Annotated in this window: 18 protein-coding genes; 12 read left to right on the top strand and 6 right to left on the bottom strand. The window is 63.0% G+C overall.

Annotation, left to right across the window (positions count from 1 at the left end):
• Positions 1-63: 63 nt before the first annotated feature.
• Genes HMPREF9696_RS16605 through atzF form a run of 3 tightly spaced genes read left to right on the top strand, consistent with a single transcriptional unit; the run spans position 64 to position 4,189 of the window.
• Complete coding sequence (locus HMPREF9696_RS16605) at positions 64-762, top strand: cysteine hydrolase family protein (protein ID WP_002714198.1); 699 nt, start codon at positions 64-66, stop codon at positions 760-762.
• 9 nt (positions 763-771) lie between these two features.
• Positions 772-2,355, top strand: coding sequence for a hypothetical protein (locus HMPREF9696_RS16600; RefSeq protein WP_002714197.1), 1,584 nt, complete (start codon positions 772-774; stop codon positions 2,353-2,355).
• Positions 2,356-2,386: 31 nt separating this feature from the next.
• Positions 2,387-4,189 (top strand): allophanate hydrolase, encoded by a 1,803-nt coding sequence (gene atzF, locus HMPREF9696_RS16595; protein WP_002714196.1) that lies wholly within the window; start codon positions 2,387-2,389, stop codon positions 4,187-4,189.
• 3 nt (positions 4,190-4,192) lie between these two features.
• On the opposite strand, the gene HMPREF9696_RS16590 is transcribed toward atzF, so the two are convergent.
• Together HMPREF9696_RS16590 and HMPREF9696_RS16585 are read right to left on the bottom strand one after the other, a co-directional pair.
• Positions 4,193-4,873, bottom strand: a complete 681-nt coding sequence (locus tag HMPREF9696_RS16590) for a Fe2+-dependent dioxygenase (RefSeq protein ID WP_002714195.1) — start codon at positions 4,871-4,873, stop codon at positions 4,193-4,195.
• A gap of 151 nt (positions 4,874-5,024) precedes the next feature.
• The gene (locus HMPREF9696_RS16585; protein WP_002714194.1) at positions 5,025-7,463 is read right to left on the bottom strand and encodes a TonB-dependent receptor; all 2,439 of its coding nucleotides are present in this window, start codon (positions 7,461-7,463) and stop codon (positions 5,025-5,027) included.
• A 238-nt stretch (positions 7,464-7,701) separates the two neighbouring features.
• On the opposite strand from HMPREF9696_RS16585, the gene HMPREF9696_RS16580 reads away from it, so the two are divergent.
• The 7 genes from HMPREF9696_RS16580 (at position 7,702) to HMPREF9696_RS16550 (ending at position 15,174) form a co-directional block, all read left to right on the top strand.
• Positions 7,702-8,868, top strand: a complete 1,167-nt coding sequence (locus HMPREF9696_RS16580) for a PepSY-associated TM helix domain-containing protein (RefSeq protein WP_002714193.1) — start codon at positions 7,702-7,704, stop codon at positions 8,866-8,868.
• A 175-nt stretch (positions 8,869-9,043) separates the two neighbouring features.
• Entirely contained in the window at positions 9,044-11,149 is a 2,106-nt protein-coding gene (locus tag HMPREF9696_RS16575; RefSeq protein WP_002714192.1) for a TonB-dependent receptor, read from the top strand.
• Between the two features lie 353 nt (positions 11,150-11,502).
• Positions 11,503-12,537: a tonB-system energizer ExbB gene (gene exbB, locus HMPREF9696_RS16570; protein WP_002714191.1), complete on the top strand. Its 1,035-nt coding sequence runs from the start codon at positions 11,503-11,505 to the stop codon at positions 12,535-12,537.
• Between the two features lie 3 nt (positions 12,538-12,540).
• Entirely contained in the window at positions 12,541-12,969 is a 429-nt protein-coding gene (gene exbD / locus HMPREF9696_RS16565) for a TonB system transport protein ExbD (RefSeq protein ID WP_002714190.1), read from the top strand.
• 34 nt (positions 12,970-13,003) lie between these two features.
• Positions 13,004-13,756, top strand: coding sequence for an energy transducer TonB family protein (locus tag HMPREF9696_RS16560; RefSeq protein ID WP_002714189.1), 753 nt, complete (start codon positions 13,004-13,006; stop codon positions 13,754-13,756).
• 147 nt (positions 13,757-13,903) lie between these two features.
• Positions 13,904-14,599, top strand: coding sequence for a cytochrome c biogenesis CcdA family protein (locus HMPREF9696_RS16555; protein WP_002714188.1), 696 nt, complete (start codon positions 13,904-13,906; stop codon positions 14,597-14,599).
• A gap of 17 nt (positions 14,600-14,616) precedes the next feature.
• Positions 14,617-15,174 carry a thioredoxin family protein gene (locus tag HMPREF9696_RS16550; protein ID WP_002714187.1) on the top strand — a complete coding sequence of 186 codons (558 nt, stop codon included), beginning with the start codon at positions 14,617-14,619 and terminating at the stop codon, positions 15,172-15,174.
• 46 nt (positions 15,175-15,220) lie between these two features.
• Here the strand turns inward: HMPREF9696_RS16550 and HMPREF9696_RS16545 are convergent, their stop codons facing one another.
• Complete coding sequence (locus tag HMPREF9696_RS16545; RefSeq protein ID WP_002714186.1) at positions 15,221-15,757, bottom strand: methylated-DNA--[protein]-cysteine S-methyltransferase; 537 nt, start codon at positions 15,755-15,757, stop codon at positions 15,221-15,223.
• A gap of 137 nt (positions 15,758-15,894) precedes the next feature.
• Here HMPREF9696_RS16545 and HMPREF9696_RS16540 point away from each other — a divergent pair, with 137 nt between their 5' ends.
• Positions 15,895-16,260 (top strand): DUF1304 domain-containing protein, encoded by a 366-nt coding sequence (locus HMPREF9696_RS16540; protein ID WP_210161306.1) that lies wholly within the window; start codon positions 15,895-15,897, stop codon positions 16,258-16,260.
• Here HMPREF9696_RS16540 and HMPREF9696_RS16535 read toward each other — a convergent pair.
• Complete coding sequence (locus tag HMPREF9696_RS16535; protein WP_002714184.1) at positions 16,257-16,685, bottom strand: DUF1330 domain-containing protein; 429 nt, start codon at positions 16,683-16,685, stop codon at positions 16,257-16,259. The genes HMPREF9696_RS16540 and HMPREF9696_RS16535 overlap by 4 nt on opposite strands.
• Positions 16,686-16,878: 193 nt before the next feature.
• Between HMPREF9696_RS16535 and HMPREF9696_RS16530 the strand changes: the two genes are divergently transcribed.
• Positions 16,879-19,149: a transglycosylase domain-containing protein gene (locus tag HMPREF9696_RS16530; RefSeq protein WP_002714183.1), complete on the top strand. Its 2,271-nt coding sequence runs from the start codon at positions 16,879-16,881 to the stop codon at positions 19,147-19,149.
• Positions 19,150-19,216: 67 nt separating this feature from the next.
• Here HMPREF9696_RS16530 and HMPREF9696_RS16525 read toward each other — a convergent pair whose 3' ends face one another.
• Positions 19,217-20,056, bottom strand: a complete 840-nt coding sequence (locus HMPREF9696_RS16525; RefSeq protein ID WP_040301543.1) for a M48 family metallopeptidase — start codon at positions 20,054-20,056, stop codon at positions 19,217-19,219.
• Between the two features lie 251 nt (positions 20,057-20,307).
• Positions 20,308-21,633, bottom strand: coding sequence for a polyhydroxyalkanoate depolymerase (locus HMPREF9696_RS16520; RefSeq protein ID WP_002714181.1), 1,326 nt, complete (start codon positions 21,631-21,633; stop codon positions 20,308-20,310).
• Positions 21,634-21,728 lie beyond the last annotated feature (95 nt).

Below are 21,728 nucleotides of genomic sequence, written 5' to 3'. Positions count from 1 at the left end.
TTCGGTTTGTACACAATGGCACACCGCTTGCTTCGTTAACGACGGTTAACGAAGGCGATGCCGATGCCACCGACCAAAAATTTGCTCGCAGCCGAACCGGCGCCGCTCGAACTGGTCTGGGCGAAGACAGCGCTGGTGATCATCGACATGCAGCGCGACTTCCTCGAGCCCGGCGGCTTCGGCGAAACGCTCGGCAACGATGTCTCGCAACTGACCCGCGCGGTGAAGCCGTGCGGCGATGTGCTCGCGGCATTCCGCAAGGCCGGGCTGCTGGTGGTTCACACCCGCGAAGGCCACCTGCCGGATCTGTCCGATGCGCCGCCCGCCAAGATCGAACGCGGCGCGCCGTCATTGCGGATCGGCGATCCCGGCCCGATGGGACGGATTCTCATTCGCGGCGAAGCGGGACACGACATCGTGCCGCCGCTCTATCCGATCAAGGGCGAGATCGTGATCGACAAGCCGGGCAAGGGCGCGTTCTACGCCACCGGACTTGGCGACATCCTGAAAGCCCGCGGCATCGAAAACCTTCTGGTCTGCGGCGTCACCACCGAAGTCTGCGTCAACACCACGGTGCGCGAAGCCAACGACCGCGGTTATCGCTGCGTCGTGCTGGCGGATTGCTGCGCCTCCTACTTCCCCGAATTTCACGAGATGGGCCTGCGCATGATCAAGGCGCAAGGCGGCATCTTCGGCTGGGTCAGTTCTTCGGCAGAGGTTTTGGCGGCACTCAATTCCGAACCATCGAAAATGATTGCATAGGGGCGCGCGATGAACACATCCGACACGGCGACTTCCGGCAAACCGATCCTCTGGGCGCCGGGCGACTGGAATGCCTTCTTCGGCTTCGGCACCAACATTCTCGTCAACATGCTGACGCTGACGGCGCTGCTGCGCTTCGTGCTCAAGATGCCGGACTCGCTGGTGTTCGGCCGCATCCTGCCAGCGCTTGGGCTGATGATGTTCCTCTCCACCATGTATTACGCCTGGCTGGCTTATCGCCTCGCGCAAAAGACCGGACGCACCGATGTCTGCGCGCTGCCGTCCGGCGTCAGCGTGCCGCACATGTTCATCGTCACCTTTGTGATCATGCTGCCGATCCTTCTCAAGACAAATGACCCCATCAAGGCCTGGGAAGCGGGTCTCACCTGGGTGTTCATCCAGAGCTTCATCCTGATGCTCGGCGGCTTCATCGCGCCGTGGATCCAGCGCATCACGCCCCGCGCCGCACTGCTCGGCACGCTGGCCGGCGTTTCCGTCGCCTTCATCTCGATGCGCCCGGCTTTCGAGATGTTCATGACGCCGGTGATCGGCCTGACATGCTTTGCCGTGATCCTCGCAAGCTGGTTCGGCGGCGTGAAGTATCCGAAAAATATTCCGGCGGGTCTTGTCGCCATTTTCGTCGGCACCGCGATCGCGTGGGGCTCCAATCTGTTCGGCCTCAACATCGGCGGCATGAGTCTGGCGAAACTCGGCGCGGCGTTCAGCAATATCGGCTTCTCGCTGCCGATCCCCGCTATCGGCCATGTGTTCTCCGGCTTCGAGTTCATCGGCATCATCCTGGTCACCGCGATTCCGTTCGGCGTCTATGACCTCGTCGAGGCGATGGACAATGTGGAAAGCGCGGAAGCGGCCGGCGACCACTATCCGACCACCCGCGTGCTCACAGCCGACGGCGTCGTCAGCCTGATCGGCGCGCTGATGGGCAATCCCTTCATCAACGCGGTCTATATCGGCCATCCCGGCTGGAAGGCGATGGGCGGACGCATCGGCTATTCCGCCGCGACCGGCGCGATGGTGATCGTGCTGGCATGGCTGGGTGTGATCTCGCTGCTGCTGAACCTCGTGCCTGTGGTCGCGATCCTGCCGATCCTGCTTTACATCGGCATGCTGGTCGGCGCGCAGGCGTTCCAGGCAACGCCCGCAACTCATGCGCCCGCCATCGTGCTGGCGCTGACGCCGCATCTCGCCGCCTGGGGCAAGACACTGGTGGACGGCGCACTGACCGCCGCAGGGACCAGCGCCGCCGCAGTCGGCATGGACAAGCTAGGGGCCACCGGTGTGCTCTACCATGGCCTCGAAATTCTCGGCGAAGGCTCGATCCTGTCGGGCCTTGTGCTGGCGGCAATGGCGGTGTTCGTGATCGAGCGCGATTTCATCAAGGCCGCCGCCTTCGCCGCCGTCGGCGCGGTGCTCACGTTCTTCGGCTTCATGCACGGCCCTGCCGTCGGCATCGCCGTGACTCCCGGCGTTGCACTGGCCTATGCTCTGGTGGCGGCAGGCTTCTTCGCCTATGCCCGCTCGGGCGCGGCGATGACGGCCATGTCAAAACCGGCTGCCGTGCCTGCTGAATGAACCTCTCAAGGACAAAGACGGGAAGCGATTTGTGACCGAGACTGTTGCCGAGATCGTGGCCGCGCATCGCGCAGGCACGACCACACCTGCCAAGACCGTTGCGCGCAGCTTCCAGCGTATCCGCGACCACGGCGATCCCGCCATCTTCATCAGCTTGCGCGATGAAGCCGAAGCCATTGCGGAAGCCGAGGCGCTTGCGGCGAAAGGCGACACCTCGCTGCCGCTTTACGGTGTGCCGGTCGCGGTGAAGGACAATATCGACGTCGCGGGGCTTGCGACCACCGCGGCCTGCCCTGCTTTCTCTTACATGCCGACGCGGGACGCCAACACCGTCGCACGGCTGCGCGCAGCGGGCGCCATCGTGATCGGCAAGACCAATCTCGATCAGTTCGCCACCGGCCTTGTCGGCGTCCGCTCGCCTTACGGCATTCCGAAGAATGCCGTGCGCAGCGACCTCGTGCCGGGCGGATCGAGTTCGGGTTCGGCGGTTGCAGTGTCGGCGGGCCTTTTGCCGCTGTCGCTCGGCACCGACACCGCGGGCTCGGGCCGTGTCCCGGCGATGCTCAACAACATTGTCGGGCTGAAACCCTCCTTGGGGCTGATGTCGACCTCGGGCGTATTGCCCGCCTGCCGCACGCTGGATTGCGTCTCGATCTTTTCGCTCAATGTCGATGACGCCATGATCGCGCTCGATGTGATGGCCGGATACGACGCGACCGATCCGTATTCCCGCGATCGCTTCGTCGGACCCGTGACGGCGTTCCCTGCCGGCATCCGGATCGGCATTCCGCGCAAGGGACAGTTGAAATTCTTCGGCGACGCCGTCTCGGAGCAGAATTACGACGCCGCCGTCGCGCGCCTGATCGCGCTCGGCGCGGTGCCGATCGAGTTCGATCTCGCGCCGTTCTACGAGACCGCGCAGCTTCTCTATGAAGGACCATGGGTGGCGGAACGCTACCTTGTGATCCGCGATCTGCTCGCGAAAGATCCCGACGCCGTGCATCCCGTCACGCGCGAGATCACGCTCAAGGGCGCGAACATCTCCGCCGCCGATACATTCGCCGCGCTCTACAAGCTGGAGGCGATGCGGCAGAAAAGCCGCGCGACGTTCGAGTCCATTGATCTCATGGTGCTGCCGACCGCACCGACCGCTTACACAGTCGAGGATGTGCTCGCCAACCCGATCGAACTGAACAGCCGCAACGGCACCTATACCAACTTCGTCAACCTGCTCGACATGTGCGGCCTCGCCATCCCTGCCGCGATGCGCGCGGACGGCATTCCATTCGGCATCACGTTGCTCGCGCCTGCCGGACAGGACGCGAAACTCGCCAGCATCGGCCGCGTATTCCATGCCGACACCAGACTCAAAACCGGCGCCAGGGGCGTGGCGCCGCCGGTACTGGCGCCGGTCTCGAAGAAGCCGGGCAAGGATGAAGTGGCCATTGTCGCTGTCGGCGCGCATCTGTCGGGCATGGCGCTCAATCACGAGTTGCTGTCCCTTGGAGGAAGACTGCTCGAGGCGACCTCGACCGCACCCGACTACAAACTCTATGCGCTGAAAGGCACGGTGCCGCCCAAACCGGGAATGCTGCGGGTCGCGCCCGGCACCGGCTCCGCCATCGCTATCGAAGTCTGGGCGCTGCCGACAAAAGCCTTCGGCGCGTTCGTGGCGGCGATCCCTTCGCCGCTGTCGATCGGCACGGTGACACTCGCCGGCGGGTCGGGCGTGAAAGGTTTCCTGGTCGAGGCCAGTGCAACCGAAGGCGCGCGCGACATCACATCGTTCGGCGGCTGGCGCGCCTTCATCGCGGCGCAGGCGAAGTCGGCTTAAGCGTTACATCTCCGCCCACTGGCGGAGCATGTTGTGATAGAAGCCGGTCAGCGACACCAGCGACGGATGATCCGGCACATCCTGGTTGAGGCGGATAATCGCCATGTCGAGATCGAACAGCATGGCGCGATGGGTGACATCGCGGATCATGCTCTGGGTCCAGAAGAACGAGGCGATGCGCGAACCGCGCGTGATCGGCGTCACATGATGCACGCTGGTCGCAGGATAGATGATCGCGTCGCCCGCGGGCAGCTTGACGCTGTGGCTGCCATAGGTGTCCTCCACCACCAGCTCGCCGCCGTCGTAATCCTCAGGTGAAGAAATAAACAGCGTGGTCGAGACGTCGGTGCGGATACGCACCGGCTGCTGCGAATGGGTGCGGATCGCGTTGTCGATATGCGATCCGAAGGTCATGCCGGCATCGTAGCGATTGAACAGCGGCGGGAAGATCTGCAGCGGCAGCACCGCCGACATGAACAGTGGATTGCGCAGCAGCGCGGTGCGCACCATGTCGCCGAGGTCGCGCGCCTCGGCGGACTGCTCCGGCAGTTGCAGATTGAACTTCACCTTGCCGGACTGGTGACCGGCAGTGATATTGCCATCGACCCAGGCGGCCCTGGTCATGACGTCCTTGCAGCGCGCGACCTGCTCGGAGGTCAGGACGTTCGGAATGTGCAGCATCATGGCGTCGGCTCCATCGTTGCTCCAGCGTTAGCGCCGAAACGCCTTCGCTCCAAGTCCCCTTGCAGAAAGCCCCTGGGCAGGGGGACCTGTCATTCATGGCAAACGGCCGCCCCTCAGGGCGGCCGTAGTGTGGACGCAGCTCTGATCGCCGTTACTTGACGATCTTCGCCGGTATGACCGCGGCATCCGGCTCGAACCGGATACGATAGCTCAACGCCGCATAGCGGCCGGAGGCCGGAACTGCGTGACCGGCGTAGTACTGGGCATAGTACATCGCATCGCCGATATTGTAGACGTTCAACTGCAGCGTCGAGTTCTTGGTGACCTTGTAAGCCGCCATCGCGTCGAACTTCCAGAACGCCGGCACGTAGGCGGTGTTGGTGGTGTTGGCGAACGCATCGTCCTGATACTGCACGCCGCCGCCGATGGTCAGGTCCGGCGTGACCGCGTAGCTCGTCCACAGGTTGAAGTTGTTATGCGGCGTGCTGGGCAGCGCACGGCCAAGTTCGGCGAGATTGCTGGTCCTGACAATCTCCGACTGCAGATAGCTGTAGCCGGCGAAAATCTGCCATTTGTCCGTAAGCGCACCCGCGATACCAAGCTCGATACCATCGACGCGGGCAAGGCCATCCAGCACCAGTGCCGCCGTCGTATTCGACGGATCGGACGGAATGCGCAGGTTGGTTTTCTCGATCCGGAAGATCGCCCCGGTCAAACTGAGCTTGTTGTTGAGGAAGTCAGCCTTGGCGCCGACTTCGATGGTCCTGTTCTTCTCGGGATCGAGCAACGGGCTCGCCGTGTTGTTGACCGAACTCGACAGAACTCCGAATTCCGCCGACGGATTGAACGACACACCGTAGGCCGCATACACGCTGGAATTCTTTGTCGGATGGAATACGCCGCCGACGCGCCAGCTCGTCATGTCGTCCGTGCGGGACAGATTCCGGTTGGCCGGCGTGGCGTTGCCGGGATCGCCGAACTCCGCGACATAATGATCCTGACGGATCGAGCCGAGCACCTCAAAATACTCATTGAGCTTGATCTGGTCGAAGGCATAGGCCGCGATCGTCGTTGTCTCGGTCGACAGCGAGGTGTTCCAGCCGCCGAAATAGCCGCCGAACGACGTATCAATGGGATAGTAAGCGCTTGTCCGGCAAGCCAACTGGGCGGGATCGCACAGATTGGACGCATTGCCCGATGGTCCGACGCCGCGCGCGCGCTGCTGATAGCGCGTTTCGCGCGTTGCCTCGAAGCCCGCAGAGAATGTGTGAAGCAGCGAACCGGTATAGAACTTGCCGCCGATATCGGTCTGATTTGTCAGCAGCGTGTTGTTGGTTTCAATCTGGAAATGCTGGCGTCCGATGGTCATCTGATCCACCGGATAGTTGTACATGCCGGCCGGCAACGGATTCGCGAATGGGGTATTGGTATTATCGCCCAGCGATCTTGGCGCGGTGTTGATCGCAAAGCGATTGTTGCTGATGAATCGTGTCGCGTTGCTGATCTTAAGATCTGGCGCGAGATCGCGCTCGATCTTGATCGTCCCGATATGCGTATCGGTCTTCACGACATCCGCCAGAGGCCCGCCCGCAACACCGTACCAGTTGCTGCGCGGCACGGGGATCGGCGTGGTCGCCTGACCGTTGCCGTAATAGCCCTGACTTGTCAGCGCACCCGTTGTCGGGCTGCGGACCGGAGCCGGCAGATACGGCACGCCGTAGTCCGGAACGCTTTCCTCGCCCTGATAAATGTAGCTGACGATCGCTCGGGTTTCCGAGTTCAGGTCGATCTTGATCGACGGCGCGACGCCCCAGCGCTTGACGCCGACATTGTCTCGATCGGGTGTCGGCATGTCCTGATACATCGCGGCGATGCGGCCGGTGACATTGTCCTTCTTGCCCTGCGCATCGACCTCGGTGCGATATCCTCCGGCGGTGGTGCCGGAGACAAAACCTTCGATGTAGGGAATCGGCGAATTCGTCGGCAGCTTGGTGACAAGGTTGATCGCACCGCCGGTCGACCCGCGTCCGAATGCGAATGCCGACGGTCCCTTGTAAACCTCGACGCGATCGACGTTGAACAGATCGCGCGTGTACCAGCCCGGATCGCGGATGCCATCACGGAAAATGTCGCCCTTTGCCGCAAAGCCGCGGATGATCGGCGTGTCGCCCTGGTTGCCGCCTTCACCTGCAGAGAAGGTGATGCCGGGCACCGTGCGCAGCGCGTCTTCCATGCTGGTGAGACGCTGTTCCTGCAGCACCTGCTGGGTCACGACGTTGACCGTCTGCGGTGTGTCGAGCAGCGGAGTCGGAATGCGCGAAACCTGCGGCGCCGAAGCCTGATAGCCGCCGCCACCATTCCCCGCGGTTTCCTGCACGTCGATGGTCGGGAGCGCTTCCTGCGCCATGGCATTCGTGGCCAGCATCACCGATGCGAGGCCGAGCATCGCCGTGCCGGGCTTGCGCACCGAGGCGCGGATGAAAGGCGACGATGACGGCGGAGCGGCTTCTGCCTGAAGCGCCGAAGCGGCAATCGCACCCTGCTTCTGTGCCTTCTTCGGCTTGATAACTCTGTTGAACCTGTTCCGCATCGCTTGCCCCCGCAATCACACTGCCGCGCGTTCATGAGAACGGCGATTTCAGGGCAGCTTTTGAAAAATGCAGCCGCGCAGGGCAACCCTTTGAATTTAGAACTTCTGCAAACTGGCATCGCGGGCGCGTTCGGCAATTGCAGCAATGTGCCCCGTATGACTAGAAGAAATGGATCACGCGCCTCGCCGGTGCGGCTTTCTGGAATTCCTCCAGTCTGCAACCTTAGAACGAATCTAAATGTCAGCAGCGACAGCAACTCATCGGCGCGGAAGTCTGAAGCGGCTCTGGCGCAACATCCATCTGTGGCTCGGCATTGCCCTTTTCGTTCTGCTCGTGCCGGTTGCGCTGTCCGGCGCGATCCTCGTCTATCACGATGACATCGGCGAATATCTCAGCACGCCGAAGGGCGCGACGGCGCCCGCGAGGCCGACCGACCTCACGGCGGCCGTCGCGAACGCGCGCAAGGCGGCAGGCGATGGCTTCATGCCGATGTTCATCGGCTTTCCGGAAGATGACCGCGTTCCGTTGACCATCGCATTGCGCGGCCCTGCGGCGAAAGGCGAGCGCCCGGTGCGCCTCACCGCGACCATCGACCGTCATGACGCGCGGGTTCTCTCGGTCGTCAACTTCCGCAATACGTTTTTCGGCTTCATGCATGTGTTCCACGAGAACCTGACGATTCCGGACTACGGGCGCAGCATCGTCGGATGGACCGGCGTTGCGATGCTGACGCTGTCGTTGACCGGCCTCTATCTGTGGTGGCCGCGGCGCGGACAGTGGTCGCGTGCCTTTGCATGGCGGCGAAGCCCGGCGACATCATCCAACCTGCACTACATGACCGGTTTCTGGATCTGCTTTCCTCTGGCGCTGATTTCGCTCACGGGGATTTATCTGGCTTGGCCGCAGCAGGGGCGCAGCCTCCTGTCATCGGTCGCACCGATGACCGAGCAGCAGCGCGGCGGACCGCGTGCGCCGATCATGGCGAGCACCGCGCGCGCGCCGGCCGAGATTTTCGCCACCGCATCCGCGCGGCCGAATTCCGCGGTCGAAGCAATCTTCTATCCGAACCCGCAGACCGGCGCGTGGCGCGTGCGCCTGCGCGAAGCGGGCAACGCCGAGCCGGTGACGATCCTGATCAGCGATCGCAGCGGAGACGTCAGCGTTGTCCAGCCGCTTTCTGGCGACCGCACCGCCTCATGGATTCGCTGGCTGCATGAAGGCAGCCACTCCGGCGGACTCTGGCGCTTCATCGTGTTCCTGAGCGGCATCATGCCGGCGGTGCTTGGCGTCACCGGCATCCTGATCTGGCTGCGCCAGCGCCGCCAGCGCGCGCTCATCAAGAACCGCGCGCCGGCCGTCACAGAGAAATCTCCGGCGGCCGTGAGCGGCGCGCCTGCCGAATAACACTTCTATAGTCGCTGTTGATCGCCGGAGCGGACCATCGTTCGCCCCGGCGGCAGATGTTGCCTGCACTGATCGGGCCTGACAGCCATTGTTGAGAACCAATCGCAAATTCTTGTTGCGAATAGTTCGCACTTGCATTATCAACCTCTCCACAAGTGTGGCGTTCGGGGGTGAAATGCGTGTGAAATCATTGATTTCGGCGGTGGCGGCGATCTGCGTCCCGGCCGTCGCTGCCAGCCCGTCCCTCGCACAAGACGTCCTTCCGGAGATTGCGGTTTCGGCACCGGCCCCTTCCGCCAACACGTCCGGCGACGGCCTGCAGCGCGGCCCGGTCAATGTCATCGACGACACATATCAATCGTCCAGCGCGCTCACCGGACGCGAAATCCAGCGCAGCAACGCGGCCTCTCTCGCCGATCTGCTGTCGGGATTGCCCGGCGTGTCCGCTTCGACCTTCGCGCCGGGCGCAAGCCGCCCCAACATCCGAGGTCTCGACGACTACCGCGTGCGGGTTCAGGAGAACGGTATCGGCACGCAGGACGCGTCCGACTTCAGTCAGGATCATGTCGTGCCGATCGATCCGCTTGCGGCCGACAAGGTGGAGGTGATCCGCGGCCCTGCCACGCTGCGCTACGGATCGCAGGCGATCGGCGGCGTGGTCAGCGCCACCAACAACCGCATTCCGGAAAAGCTGGTTGAGGACGGCTTCAGCGCACGCTTCAAGGGCGGCGCGTCGTCCGTGGACAACGGTCTCGACGGCGCAGTCAGCCTTGACGCCAGCGGCAACAATGTCGCGATCCACGCCGACGCTTACGGACGGCGCGCGGGCGATTACCGGATTCCCGGCGGCGTTCAGGCCAACACACGGCTCAACACCGAAGGGCAATCCGTCGGCGGCTCGTACATTTTCGACGGCGGTTTCATCGGCACCGCGATCCAGCACATCACGAGTCTCTATCACATCCCCGGGGTGGCCGATGCGCAGCAGAATTCGCGCATCGACATGGAACAGACCAAATGGACCAGCAAGGGCGAATGGCGCGCACCGACCAACGGAATCGACGCTGTGCGCTTCACGCTCGGCATGAGCAACTACAAGCATAATGAGCTTGGCCTCGATGCCAACGGTGTTGATGCGGTGAAGAACATCATCAAGAACCGCGAGATCGAGGGCCGCTTCGAGCTTGACCACGCCGCGGTCGCCACCGGCTTCGGCGCGCTGAGCGGCACATGGGGCGCGCAGTTCGGTCACCGCGAACTCGGCACCGACGGCAGTCTCGGCGGCCTGCTGGCCCAGACCAACACCAACACCGCGGCGGTCTTCGCGTTCGAGCAGATCCAGTTCACCGATACGCTGCGCATGCAGGCCGCGGGGCGCATCGAGAACCATATCGTCAAGGGTCTCGCGCCGACATTCCCCGCCGATTTCCTGCCGCCGCCGAACACATTTTCCGAGGAGCCCGCGCGCCGCACCTTCGCGCCGAAAAGCGCAAGCCTCGGCCTGCTGAAGAATTTGCCGTGGGAGATGGTCGCGACACTCAACGCGCAATATGTGCAGCGCGCGCCCGCGGCACCCGAATTGTTCTCGCGCGGCTCCGATGGCGCATCGGGCACTTTCGTGATCGGCAATCCCAATCTCAAGATCGAGACCGCGCAGACGGCGGAGATCGGACTCAAGCGCGCGAAGGGACAATTGCGGTTCGAGACCAGCCTGTACTACACGCGCTACCAGGATTTCATCTTCAAGCAGGTGACCGGAAATTTCTGCACTGACACGTTTGCCTCATGCGGCGCGGCGGGTCCGCTGACGCAGGTCGCCTATGGCCAGCGCGATGCGATTTTCCGGGGCGTGGAAGTTCTTGCCCAGCTCGATGTCACACCGCTGGGTGACGGCATGTTCGGCGTCGACGGGCAATATGACATTGTGCGTGCGACCTTCACCGATGGAACCAATGTGCCGCGCATCGCGCCGATGCGCGCGGGCGGCGGCGTGTGGTGGCGCAGCGCCGAATGGTATGCGCGCGTCGGTCTGCTCCATGCCTTCACGCAGAACGACGTCGCCCTCAACGAGACACCGACAGACGGGTACAATCTGCTCAAGGCAGAGGTGAGCTATACGCATACGTTCAGCAAAGCGGACTTCGGGCCGCGCGAGATGACCATCGGCCTCGCCGGCGACAATCTGCTCAACGAGCAAATCCGCAACCACATTTCATTCAAAAAAGCCGAGGTTCTTCAGCCCGGTCTCGGCGTGCGCCTGTTCACGAATGTGAGGTTCTAGTGACCGGCTCGGTGTTTCATGCCGTTTTTCAGTGTGTTCCAGAGCATCGGCTGCACTGAACGAACGGGAGCCGATCAATCTGGAATCGTTCCAGTTTTGGCCAAATCCAGTCTCCCGATGGCGACAAGGACTTCGCAGTGCACTATTCTGAAGCTCAATCCTGCCTCCCGGCAAAGGCCATGACTGGTAACGATGGCCGCGGCGCCTCGCCGCGAACTTGCCGGCGAGCGCTTCAGGTTAAATCTCGGGCCAACCTCGGGCGAACTGCACGACGACCACATTGCCAAAACTGCAAGCCATCCGGCGTTGATCCAATGTCGGCTGCACATGCGATTTGAAGAAGCGGAGAGCACATGACCAATTCCAACAAGGCTGCCGGATCACTGGTCTTGCTTGCCGCAGCAACATCCCTGATGGTCGCGCAGGCATTCGCGCAGACCGCCGCGCCTGCTCCGTCCGCCGCACCGGCGCCCGCCATCACCGCACCCGCTTCGCCGGCGCCAACTCCGCCAACGTCAACTCCGTCAGCGCCGACCGCTGCTGCGACGCCGGCAACTCCCGCGCCGACAGCAACAACGCCATCGGCAGCAACACCCGCAAACCCGGCGCCTGTCGCTCAACAGCCGGCCGTTCAGACACCCGCAGCCCAATCTTCCAGCGCCCAGCCCTCGGTGATCGGACAGACTGCGAAAAATCCCGCCCTGCCGCACAACCTGTCGCCGTGGGGCATGTTCATGGGCGCCGACATCGTCGTCAAACTCGTGATGATCGGCCTCGCCTTCGCTTCGCTGGTCACCTGGACGATCTGCGTCGCCAAACTGCTGGAGCTGCGTCACGAAACCAAGCGCGCCAAGAAGCGCATCAAGGTGCTCGGCAACGATATCTCGCTGATGGAAGCCGAGCGTGACGCGCGCAGCGGCAAGGACGCCGTCTCGAAGCTGGTGCAGTCAGCCGCCGCCGAAGCCGCACTGTCGGACACGGTCAATGACGACGGCTTCAAGGAGCGCGTTGAATTGCGCCTCAGCCGCGTCGAAGCGGCCATGTCACGCCGGATTTCGCGCGGCACCGGCATGCTGGCCACCATCGGTGCGACCGCGCCGTTCGTCGGCCTGTTCGGCACGGTGTGGGGCATCATGAATTCGTTCATCGGCATTTCCGAAGCGCACACCACCAATCTCGCCGTGGTCGCCCCCGGCATCGCAGAAGCGCTGCTCGCCACCGCGATGGGCCTGATCGCCGCCATTCCCGCAGTGGTGATCTACAATCATCTCGTGCGCATGATCACCGCCTATCGCGCGCTGCTCGGTGACGCCACCGCGCAGGTAATGCTGCTGATCAGCCGCGACCAGGGTCGCCGCTCACTGCGCATCGCGCGCGCTGCGGAGTAAGTCATGGGCGCACGTCTGGGTGGAAATATCGGCACGGATAACGATCTGGCCGAGACACACGAAATCAATGTCACGCCGTTCATCGACGTGATGCTGGTTCTTCTCATCATCTTCATGGTCGCAGCGCCGCTCGCCACCGTCGATATCGGCGTCGAGCTTCCGGCCTCCACCGCGACACCGCCGCCGCGCCCCGACAAGCCGGTGTTCATCACCGTGAAGCCGGACCTCTCGGTCGCAGTGGGCGAGGACATCGTTCCGCGCACCGGCCTCGCCGGTGCGCTCGATGCCGCCACCAGCGGCAAGAAATCCGACCCGGTGTTTCTGCGCGCCGACAAGACCGTGCCTTACGGCGAACTGATGGATGTGATGAACCTGTTGCGCAACGCGGGCTATCTCAAGGTCGCGCTGGTCGGGCTCGACGCAAGAAACTGACGAAGAAACTGACGCAAGAACCGACGGAATTCGCGTGAACACTCTCGTCCTGCACGGACCGCCCGACAAAGCCGACATCCGCCGCTGGGGTCTCGCGGCGGCGATCGTCGTCGCGACGCATGTGGCGCTGATCGCGGGCTTCGTGCTGTACACGCCGCCGCCGCCGGACGCGATCGGCACCGCGTCCGAGCCGATCATGCTGGACCTCGAATCCGCGCCCGAGACACCCGAGCCGGTGCAGCAGGACATCGCACCTGGCCCGACGATGCAGGAAGCGGAGCCGCCCGCGCCCGAACCTGAAAAGCAGCCCGAGGTGGTCGAGGAGCAGATCGCGCCGACCCCAGTGCAGGAAAAGGCGGAGGTCGTCGCGCCTCCGGAAAAGCCGAAGCCCAAGCCGGAGCCGGTGAAGAAAAAGCCGAAGCCGGTTGTCGAGAAGCCGAAGAAGCCGACCGAGAACCCGGCACCGCGCACCACCGCGACGCCGCGCGCCGCGCAGGCCGCGCGCGCCAGCTATAACGGCATCCTCTCGGCCCATCTGCAGCGCTTCAAGCAGTATCCGTCCGGCGCCAAGGCCGCCGGTGAGCAAGGCGTCGCGATGTTGAGCTTCACGGTGAGCCGGTCCGGCAGCGTGCTGAGTGCGCGGCTGTCCAAATCGTCCGGCTCGGCGGCGCTGGACGGCGAGACCATGGCCATGATCCGCCGTGCGCAGCCGTTGCCATCGTTTCCGCCGGAAATGACGCAAAGCTCCGCCAGCTTCACCGTGCCGGTGCGCTTTTTCATTCGTTAGGGCCTCTCTGATGGGTCGCCGCGGCGTCACGGATTCGTGACGCCGTCACCCGTAACAACACCGCAGCCGGTTCCGAACAGTTCCCGAACCCATTAATGGCGGCCGCACTTGCGCGCGCCACCTTCAGGATTTCGGCGGACGGATATCGTGTTCAATCTTGTTCTCGCGGCACTGGCCGGCGTCGTCACCATCGCGGCCCCCTGCACCCTGCCGGTGCTGCCGATCCTGCTCGGCGCCTCCATCGGGCAGACCAGCCGATTGCGTCCGGCCTTTATTGCCGCCGGTTTCGTCGCCGCATTCTCCATCGTTGCGCTGGCACTGAGCGCGCTCACGCGCGTGTTTGATTTCGATCCGAGCGTGCTGCGCGATGCCGCCGCCGTTCTGCTCGCCGTGTTCGGCCTGCTGATGATCTGGCCCGCACCGTTTGAGTGGCTGTCGGTCCGGCTTTCCGGTTTGACATCGCAGGAGACAACCGCGCGCGATCGTCAGGGGCTGCTCGGCGGCTTCATCCTCGGCACAACGCTTGGCCTTGTGTGGACGCCCTGCGCGGGGCCGGTGCTGGGCTCGATCCTTACCGTGATCGCGACATCGAAGGACACCGCGTGGGCCTCGCTGCTGCTGGTGACCTATGCCGTCGGCGCTGCGATTCCGATGCTCATCATCGCCTATGGCGGCCAGGCGGTGACGGCCCGCGTGCGCAGCCTCGCGCGGATCGCACCGCGTCTGCAGCAGGGTTTCGGCGTGATCGTGATCGCCTTCGCCGCCGCGACCTACTTCCAGTACGACACGCTCGCCGTGGCGTGGCTCACCCAGTTCTATCCGAATGGCCAGACCGGCCTGTAACGCACAAGGAGATTTCCATGCGACGGTTCCTCACAACGCTTCCGGTTGTCGCGCTTGCGCTGGCCGCATCCACTTTGCCCGGCCGCAGCGATGACACATCGCCGACAGCTCAATCCATCCAGGTTGCGGATGCCAGGACCGCCGCGCCCGAATTCACCGGCCTGACCAACTGGCAGAACTCAGGACCGCTGACCATTGCCGGTCTGCGCGGCAAGGTCGTGCTGGTGAATTTCTGGACCTATGGCTGCGTCAACTGCGTCAACACGCTGCCGCATGTCACGCAGCTCTATGCCAAGTACAAGGACAAGGGGCTCGTGATCGTCGGTGTGCATACGCCGGAATTTCCGTTCGAGCGTTCCACCAGCAACGTGCAGGCCGCGCTGAAGCGTCACGGCATCACCTATCCGGTGGCACAGGACAATAACTCGGCGACGTGGAATGCCTGGCGCAACCAGTACTGGCCGGCGCAATACATCGTCGATCAGTCCGGCCGCGTGGTTTACAGCCATGCGGGCGAAGGCGCGTATGACGAGATCGACCGCACTGTCGGCAAGCTGCTGAACGCGCAGAGCTGACGGATACCGGCCGGCACGATCCCTCAGACGCAGGATCGTGCCGCGCTCATTCGGGAAGGCGCTTGAACGCAGCGCCTTCATGCGCCAGCAGCCACTGCTTGCGCGGCAAGCCGCCGCCATAGCCGGTCAGCGATCCGTCGGCGCCGATCAGGCGATGACACGGGACGACCACGCTGACAGGATTGGCGCCATTGGCGAGGCCGACCGCGCGCGCCGCCTTCGGCACATTCAGCCGCCGCGCAAACGCGCCATAACTCGATGTCTTGCCGGCGCGGATGTTCTGCAATCCGCGCCACACCTTGCGCTGGAAAGCCGAGCCGTTGGTCCGCCACTTGATGCCTTTCAATTGATCGAGATCGCCGGCGAAATAGCCTTTGAGCGCAGCCGTGATCGTTTTCGGCGCGGCGGCCCTGTCCAGCACATAGTCGCCGTAGTGCCGCCGCAGCAACTGATGCAGCCGCGCTTCGTAATCGCTCCAGTCGAGCGCACGCAGAAATCCCTCATCGTCCGTCACCAGCAAGGCCGTGCCGATCGGCGTCTCCAACCGGTCGAATTGAAAACGCTGGATTTGCCTGTCAGCCATGTCCGACTCCGTGAATTCCTGACCGTCTCATGATGGCGGAGGACACCGGCGAAGTCTTTCCGTTTTCCGACAACATCAGGGCCTCGGCAACCGCTGCGGTTGCTGCTAGCTTCGGCCTGTCGAACGGGGGAATTTCAATGAGCCTGATTGCGAATATTTTGGTCGCGCTGGTGGCGGCGCTGCACATTTATTTTCTGGTGCTGGAGATGTTTCTCTGGACCAAGCCGAAGGGTCTGGCGACCTTCGGCAACACCATTGAAAAGGCGCAGGCTTCGGCGGTGCTCGCCGCCAACCAGGGCCTTTACAATGGCTTCCTCGCCGCCGGGCTGATCTGGGGCCTGCTCCATCCCAACCCGGTCTTCGGCTTTCAGATCAAGGTGTTCTTCCTGCTCTGCGTGATCGTCGCCGGACTGTATGGCGGCTATTCGGTCAGCAAGAAGATCGTCCTGGTGCAGGCTCTGCCCGCGGCACTTGCCCTGATCCTGCTCTGCCTCGTGCGCTAGTCGGGAATCTCACCGAACGTCGTGCCGACCTGCATCGGCGCTGTGCGGATCAACCGCGAGTCCTCGACAGCGGCCTGACGGTGCTTGACCGCCTCCCGGTACACCGGGTCGCGGATCATTTCGACAAAGGCCGCGACGCTCGGATATTCAGCGATGAAGCAATGATCCCACCGCTCCGATGACGGGCCGATCAGCATCAGCTCGAACTTGCCCTGCCAGACGATCCGTCCGCCGAGCCGGGTAAACACCGGCCCGCTTTCGCGGCCGTAGCTGGCATAGGCTTCTGCGCCGGTCGCCATGCGGCCGTCCGGATAGCGCGCCTGTTCATGCAGCCGCACCAGATTGAGCATGTGGATCGGGCCGGGACGGTTGTTGTCGCGGAAAGCGGCGAACACTTCCTTGGTTGGATCAATGTGACCGGTCATTTGCGTCTCCCCATGTATGATTTCCGCGCAGAGTCTGTTGATCGGACCAGCGGGTCAAGACGGCGTTGGACCCGCATTTCTGGCATGCCGCGGCGGAACATCTAAACGCCCATTAACCTTTGTGTAACGCGCCTTTAAACCGCCATCGCTAGCCTGCACGCCTTATACAACCGGCATTTCGGCACAGGTTTGGATGGCGTCAGGACGTAAAAAGCAGAGCGGTCGCAGGGAGCCGAAATTCGACGGCGCCGCATCGCTCGACAGCGTCCGTCTCAATCCGCGCGATCGCGTCGGCGGACGGAACGACGACGACGCTCCGCCCAAGCGCCGCGCCTCCAAAACCCGCCCCGTCGAGGACGACGAGGAGGAAGACATGCCGCGCGAGCGCCCGCGCAAATCCCGTTCGGCCGGACGCAAGGACAGCAAATCGAAAGCGCGTGGCCGTTCGCGGTCCGGCCTTGGCCGCCTCATCTACTGGGGCGCGGTGCTTGGCCTGTGGGCCGTGATCGCCGCCGCCGGTGTCGTGGTCTGGGTCGGCGCGCATCTGCCCGCGATCCAGTCGCTCGAAATTCCAAAGCGCCCGCCGACTATCCAGATCACAGGCATGGACGGCAGCGTGATCGCCACGCGCGGCGAAATGCCCGGGGCCAATGTCGCGCTGAAGGACTTGCCGCCCTATCTGCCGAAGGCCTTCATCGCCATCGAGGACCGCCGCTTCTATTCGCATTTCGGTGTCGATCCGACCGGCATCCTGCGCGCCGCAGTCGCCAACCTGATGCATCGCGGCGTCTCGCAGGGCGGATCGACCCTCAGCCAGCAGCTCGCCAAGAACCTGTTCCTGACCCAGGAGCGCACCATGCAGCGCAAGCTGCAGGAGGTCGAACTGGCGCTCTGGCTGGAGCGCAAATATTCGAAGAACGAGATTCTCGAACTCTATCTCAACCGCGTCTACTTCGGCTCCGGCGCCTACGGCGTCGAGGCCGCCGCGCAGAAATATTTCGGCAAGTCCGCAAAGAATGTCTCGCTGTCGGAAGCCGCGATGCTGGCCGGTCTTGTCAAGTCGCCGTCACGCCTTGCGCCGAACCGCAATCCGGAAGGCGCGGAGAAGCGCGCACAGGTCGTGCTCAACGCCATGGCGGACACGAATTTCATCACCGAAGCGCAGGCCAAGGCAGCCATCGAAAAGCCGTCCTATGCGGTCAGGCCGGTCGGCGCAGGCACCATCAATTATGTCGCCGACTGGATCGGCGAAGTGCTGGACGATCTGGTCGGCCAGATCGACCAGAACATCGTGGTGGAAACCTCGATCGACCCGAAGCTGCAGAGCGTGGCGGAAGCCGCAATCATTGATGAACTGGCCACCAAGAGCGTGAAGTTCAATGTCTCGCAGGGCGCACTGGTGGCGATGACGCCCGACGGCGCGGTGCGCGCCATGGTCGGTGGGCGTAACTATGCGGAAAGCCAGTTCAACCGCGCGGTGACCGCCAAGCGGCAGCCCGGCTCGGCGTTCAAGCCGTTCGTCTACCTCACTGCCATCGAGGCGGGATTGACGCCCGACACCGTGCGGCAGGACGCGCCGCTCGATGTCAAAGGCTGGCGGCCGGAGAACTACAGCCGCGAATATTTCGGCCCCGTCACGCTGACGCAGGCGCTGTCAATGTCGCTCAATACAGTCGCCGTGCGGCTTGGCCTTGAAGTCGGCCCGGCCAATGTGGTGCGCACCGCGCATCGCCTCGGCATCGCCTCGAAGCTTGAGCCCAACGCGACGATCTCGCTGGGCACATCGGAAGTTTCGCTCAATGAACTGGTGGGCGCCTATGCGCCGTTCGCCAATGGTGGATTTGCGATCTCGCCGCATGTGGTCAACAAGATTCGCACGCCCGAGGGCAAGGTGCTGTACATGCGGCGTAATGATCCGCCGGCCCGTGTGATCGCCGCGAGCGTCGTCGGCATGATGAATGTGATGATGCATGAGACGCTGGTCAGCGGCACCGCGCGCAAGGCCGACATTCCCGGCTGGCAGGCTGCGGGCAAGACCGGCACCAGTCAGGATTTCCGCGATGCCTGGTTTATTGGCTACACCGCTAATCTCGTCACCGGCGTCTGGCTCGGCAACGACGACAACTCGCCGACCAGGAAGGCGACCGGCGGCGGATTACCGGTGGAAGTCTGGACCCGCTTCATGAAGGCCGCGCACCAGAATGTCGCGCCGGCGCCGCTGCCAATGTCCATTTCATCGCCGGGCGGCTTCCTGTCGAACCTGCTTCCCGGCAATCCGCGCGCAGGCGCGCAGCAGCCGAGCTATCCGCAGACATCGAACACTCAGGACTATCCGAATGCGCCTGCGCCCTACCCGCAGCCACAACAGGCGCGGCCGTCCGTCACGCAGACCTCGACGCGCCCTGAGGCGGCGGCAGGTCTTGATGGCTGGCTGATCGACCGGGTGTTCGGCGGACGGCGCTGATCGCGCAAAATGAAATCTGATTCAGATTTACTGAATCAGACTCGCAACTCTCTTTCGGAAAATGTGGCTACTCTTCGATGCCGTAACGATGCAGATCGTTGCCGTGGGTATCGAGCCATCGCTTGGCGCGTTCGGTCGCGGGGCAAATCCGGGCAACGACCTTCCAGAAACGCGGCGAGTGATTCATCTCCACAAGATGCGCAACCTCATGTGCGGCAAGATAATCAAGCACATAGGGAGGCGCGAGGATCAATCGCCACGAGAATGACAGCACTCCCGCCGACGTGCACGATCCCCATCGGCTCGACTGATCGCGGATGGTGATGCGCTTCACCTTCACGCCGAGCACCTCGGCATGGCGATGCGACGCGTCGGTCAGCGCACGGCGCGCTTCACGCTTGAGAAAATCGTGAACCCGGCGGCCGATGAATTCGGAATCACCCGCGACGCAGAGAATCTTGTCGCCGCTGTCGCGCATGTCCATCCACACGGTTCCGCGCTCACCTGCCCGATGCACGATCTTGTGTGGAACGCCGCGCAGCGGCACCGATGTTCCGTGCGAAAACGGCGCGGCCTTGGGCAACCCGCCGAGACGCGCAGCGATCCAGGCGCCGTGACGTTGCGCGAAGTCCTTGGCTTCGTACAGATTTCCGCGCGGAGGCATGGTGAGAACGGCTTCACGCTTGCTCGGATGGATGCGCAGCGTGTAGCGGCGCGCGCGGCGATGCCGTCTGAGTTGAATCGTGTAAGTCGATGAGCCAATTTTCACCGCGAGCGTGCGCGGCTCGGTCGGGCGACGGTAAAGAAGTGCGCGAAAGGCCATTTCAGCGGGTCCGGAGAGCAGGAATTCGCCGGGATTCTGCCATATCCGCCGCCAGTGAAATTCATCGGCGCAAAAACAAATCATTTGCCCAATATATCGTAGTTTTGGGGACTTAGCCTCCTACATCCGGGGCCTGGAAACATGAAATCATGATTCATTTCAACGCGAAACCGGCCGCGAAAACCAGGCGCGTCAATTCACTCGCCCGCCGCAATTCCTAACAGCGGAATTTTCCACGATTTCAATGGCTTGGGCGCGACGACCGCGGACTCGGGCTGTCAGGCCCGAAATCCCCGCAAAATCAGGCTTTTCCGCCCCGGAAGGCCAAAACGGCCCTATTCGGCGGCTGCCAGGGTCCGCTTGGTGTGGGCGGACGACTTCATGAAGTCGGAGATGCGCGGCACGATCTCCGACTTGAAGCGCGAGCCGTTGAACACACCGTAGTGACCGACGCCCTTCTGCACATAATGCACGCGGCGATCGTCCGGAATCGAACTGCACAGGCCGTGGGTCGCTTCGGTCTGGCCGAGACCGGAAATATCGTCGTTCTCGCCCTCAACCGTCATCAGTGCGACGCGCTTGATCTTCGACGGATCGACCGGCTTGCCGCGATGCTTCATCTCGCCCTTCGGAAGAGCGTGCTTCACGAACACCAGATCGACGGTCTGCAGATAGAACTCGGCGGTCAGATCCATCACGGCGAGATATTCGTCGTAGAACTCGACATGCTTGTCGACGAGGTCGCCATCGCCCTTCACCAGATTGCTGAACAGATTCTTGTGCGCATCGACATGGCGGTCGAGGTTCATGCTGACAAAGCCGGTGAGCTGCAGGAAGCCCGGATAGACATCGCGCATGAAGCCCGGATGCGGGAACGGCACCTTGGTGATGACGTTATTGCGGAACCAGTCGATGCCCTTCTGCTCGGCGAGATCGTTCACACCGGTCGGATTGCGCCGGGTGTCGATCGGACCGCCCATCAAAGTCATCGAGGTCGGGAAATAAGGATCGTTCTCGGCTTCCATGACGGAAACCGCTGCCAGAACAGGCACAGAGGGCTGGCACACCGCGACGACATGCACATTGCCGCCAAGCGCGTGCAGCATCTCGATGACGTAATCGACATAGTCCTCAAGATCGAAACGGCCCTGCGCCACAGGCACCATGCGGGCATCGGCCCAGTCGGTGATGTAGACTTCGTGGCCGGGCAGGAACGCTTCCACGGTGCCACGCAGCAGCGTCGCATAGTGGCCTGACATCGGCGCGACGATCAGCACGCGCGGCTGCGGCGCGCGCAGCGGCTGGGTGAGCTTGCGTTCAAAGTAGAGCAGCCGGCAGAACGGCTTTTCCCACACCGTCTTGATCTCGACGGGAACGCGCACGCCGTTGACTTCGGTGTCGTCCAGACGCCATTCCGGCTTGCCGTAGCGGCGCGTGGTGCGCTCGAACAGTTCGCAGAAGGCGGCAATCGACTTGCCGAACTGGGTGCCTGACCATGGATTGAAGGGGTTTTCGAACATGAGCTTGGTCATGTCCATCGCGGCCCGCGCCGGATTGAGCGAGGCCTGACCCATCTCGTACATCCAGTACATGGGTGTGGTCAGTGCTGGGCTGACCTCTGACGGCAGCTCTGGCGGCCTGCCAAATTCACCAATCGGCATTGTAACTCCTCGCTCCCGGTTTGCGGCGCAGCATACTGTCGGGCCTGCGACAAAGCGTCAATCCGCCCAATTTACCGGCGACCCGGTTAATTAAC

The sequence above is a fragment of the Afipia clevelandensis ATCC 49720 genome (genome assembly GCF_000336555.1).
In the GTDB taxonomy this organism is placed as follows: Bacteria; Pseudomonadota; Alphaproteobacteria; order Rhizobiales; family Xanthobacteraceae; genus Afipia; species Afipia clevelandensis.
The sequence above is the reverse complement of the archived record's forward strand: the minus strand, read 5'-3'. Positions and strand labels throughout refer to the sequence as shown.

What these genes read in the sequence shown, in the direction of transcription:
- HMPREF9696_RS16575 (WP_002714192.1), top strand. Translation starts at nt 9,044, where the DNA reads ATGCGTGTGAAATCATTGATTTCGGCGGTGGCGGCGATCTGCGTCCCG.
- HMPREF9696_RS16585 (WP_002714194.1), bottom strand. Translation starts at nt 7,463, where the DNA reads ATGCGGAACAGGTTCAACAGAGTTATCAAGCCGAAGAAGGCACAGAAG.
- HMPREF9696_RS16530 (WP_002714183.1), top strand. Translation starts at nt 16,879, where the DNA reads ATGGCGTCAGGACGTAAAAAGCAGAGCGGTCGCAGGGAGCCGAAATTC.
- exbD (WP_002714190.1), top strand. Translation starts at nt 12,541, where the DNA reads ATGGGCGCACGTCTGGGTGGAAATATCGGCACGGATAACGATCTGGCC.
- HMPREF9696_RS16550 (WP_002714187.1), top strand. Translation starts at nt 14,617, where the DNA reads ATGCGACGGTTCCTCACAACGCTTCCGGTTGTCGCGCTTGCGCTGGCC.
- HMPREF9696_RS16600 (WP_002714197.1), top strand. Translation starts at nt 772, where the DNA reads ATGAACACATCCGACACGGCGACTTCCGGCAAACCGATCCTCTGGGCG.
- HMPREF9696_RS16520 (WP_002714181.1), bottom strand. Translation starts at nt 21,633, where the DNA reads ATGCCGATTGGTGAATTTGGCAGGCCGCCAGAGCTGCCGTCAGAGGTC.
- HMPREF9696_RS16540 (WP_210161306.1), top strand. Translation starts at nt 15,895, where the DNA reads ATGAGCCTGATTGCGAATATTTTGGTCGCGCTGGTGGCGGCGCTGCAC.
- HMPREF9696_RS16525 (WP_040301543.1), bottom strand. Translation starts at nt 20,056, where the DNA reads ATGATTTGTTTTTGCGCCGATGAATTTCACTGGCGGCGGATATGGCAG.
- HMPREF9696_RS16545 (WP_002714186.1), bottom strand. Translation starts at nt 15,757, where the DNA reads ATGGCTGACAGGCAAATCCAGCGTTTTCAATTCGACCGGTTGGAGACG.
- HMPREF9696_RS16535 (WP_002714184.1), bottom strand. Translation starts at nt 16,685, where the DNA reads ATGACCGGTCACATTGATCCAACCAAGGAAGTGTTCGCCGCTTTCCGC.
- HMPREF9696_RS16580 (WP_002714193.1), top strand. Translation starts at nt 7,702, where the DNA reads ATGTCAGCAGCGACAGCAACTCATCGGCGCGGAAGTCTGAAGCGGCTC.
- HMPREF9696_RS16590 (WP_002714195.1), bottom strand. Translation starts at nt 4,873, where the DNA reads ATGATGCTGCACATTCCGAACGTCCTGACCTCCGAGCAGGTCGCGCGC.
- HMPREF9696_RS16605 (WP_002714198.1), top strand. Translation starts at nt 64, where the DNA reads ATGCCACCGACCAAAAATTTGCTCGCAGCCGAACCGGCGCCGCTCGAA.
- exbB (WP_002714191.1), top strand. Translation starts at nt 11,503, where the DNA reads ATGACCAATTCCAACAAGGCTGCCGGATCACTGGTCTTGCTTGCCGCA.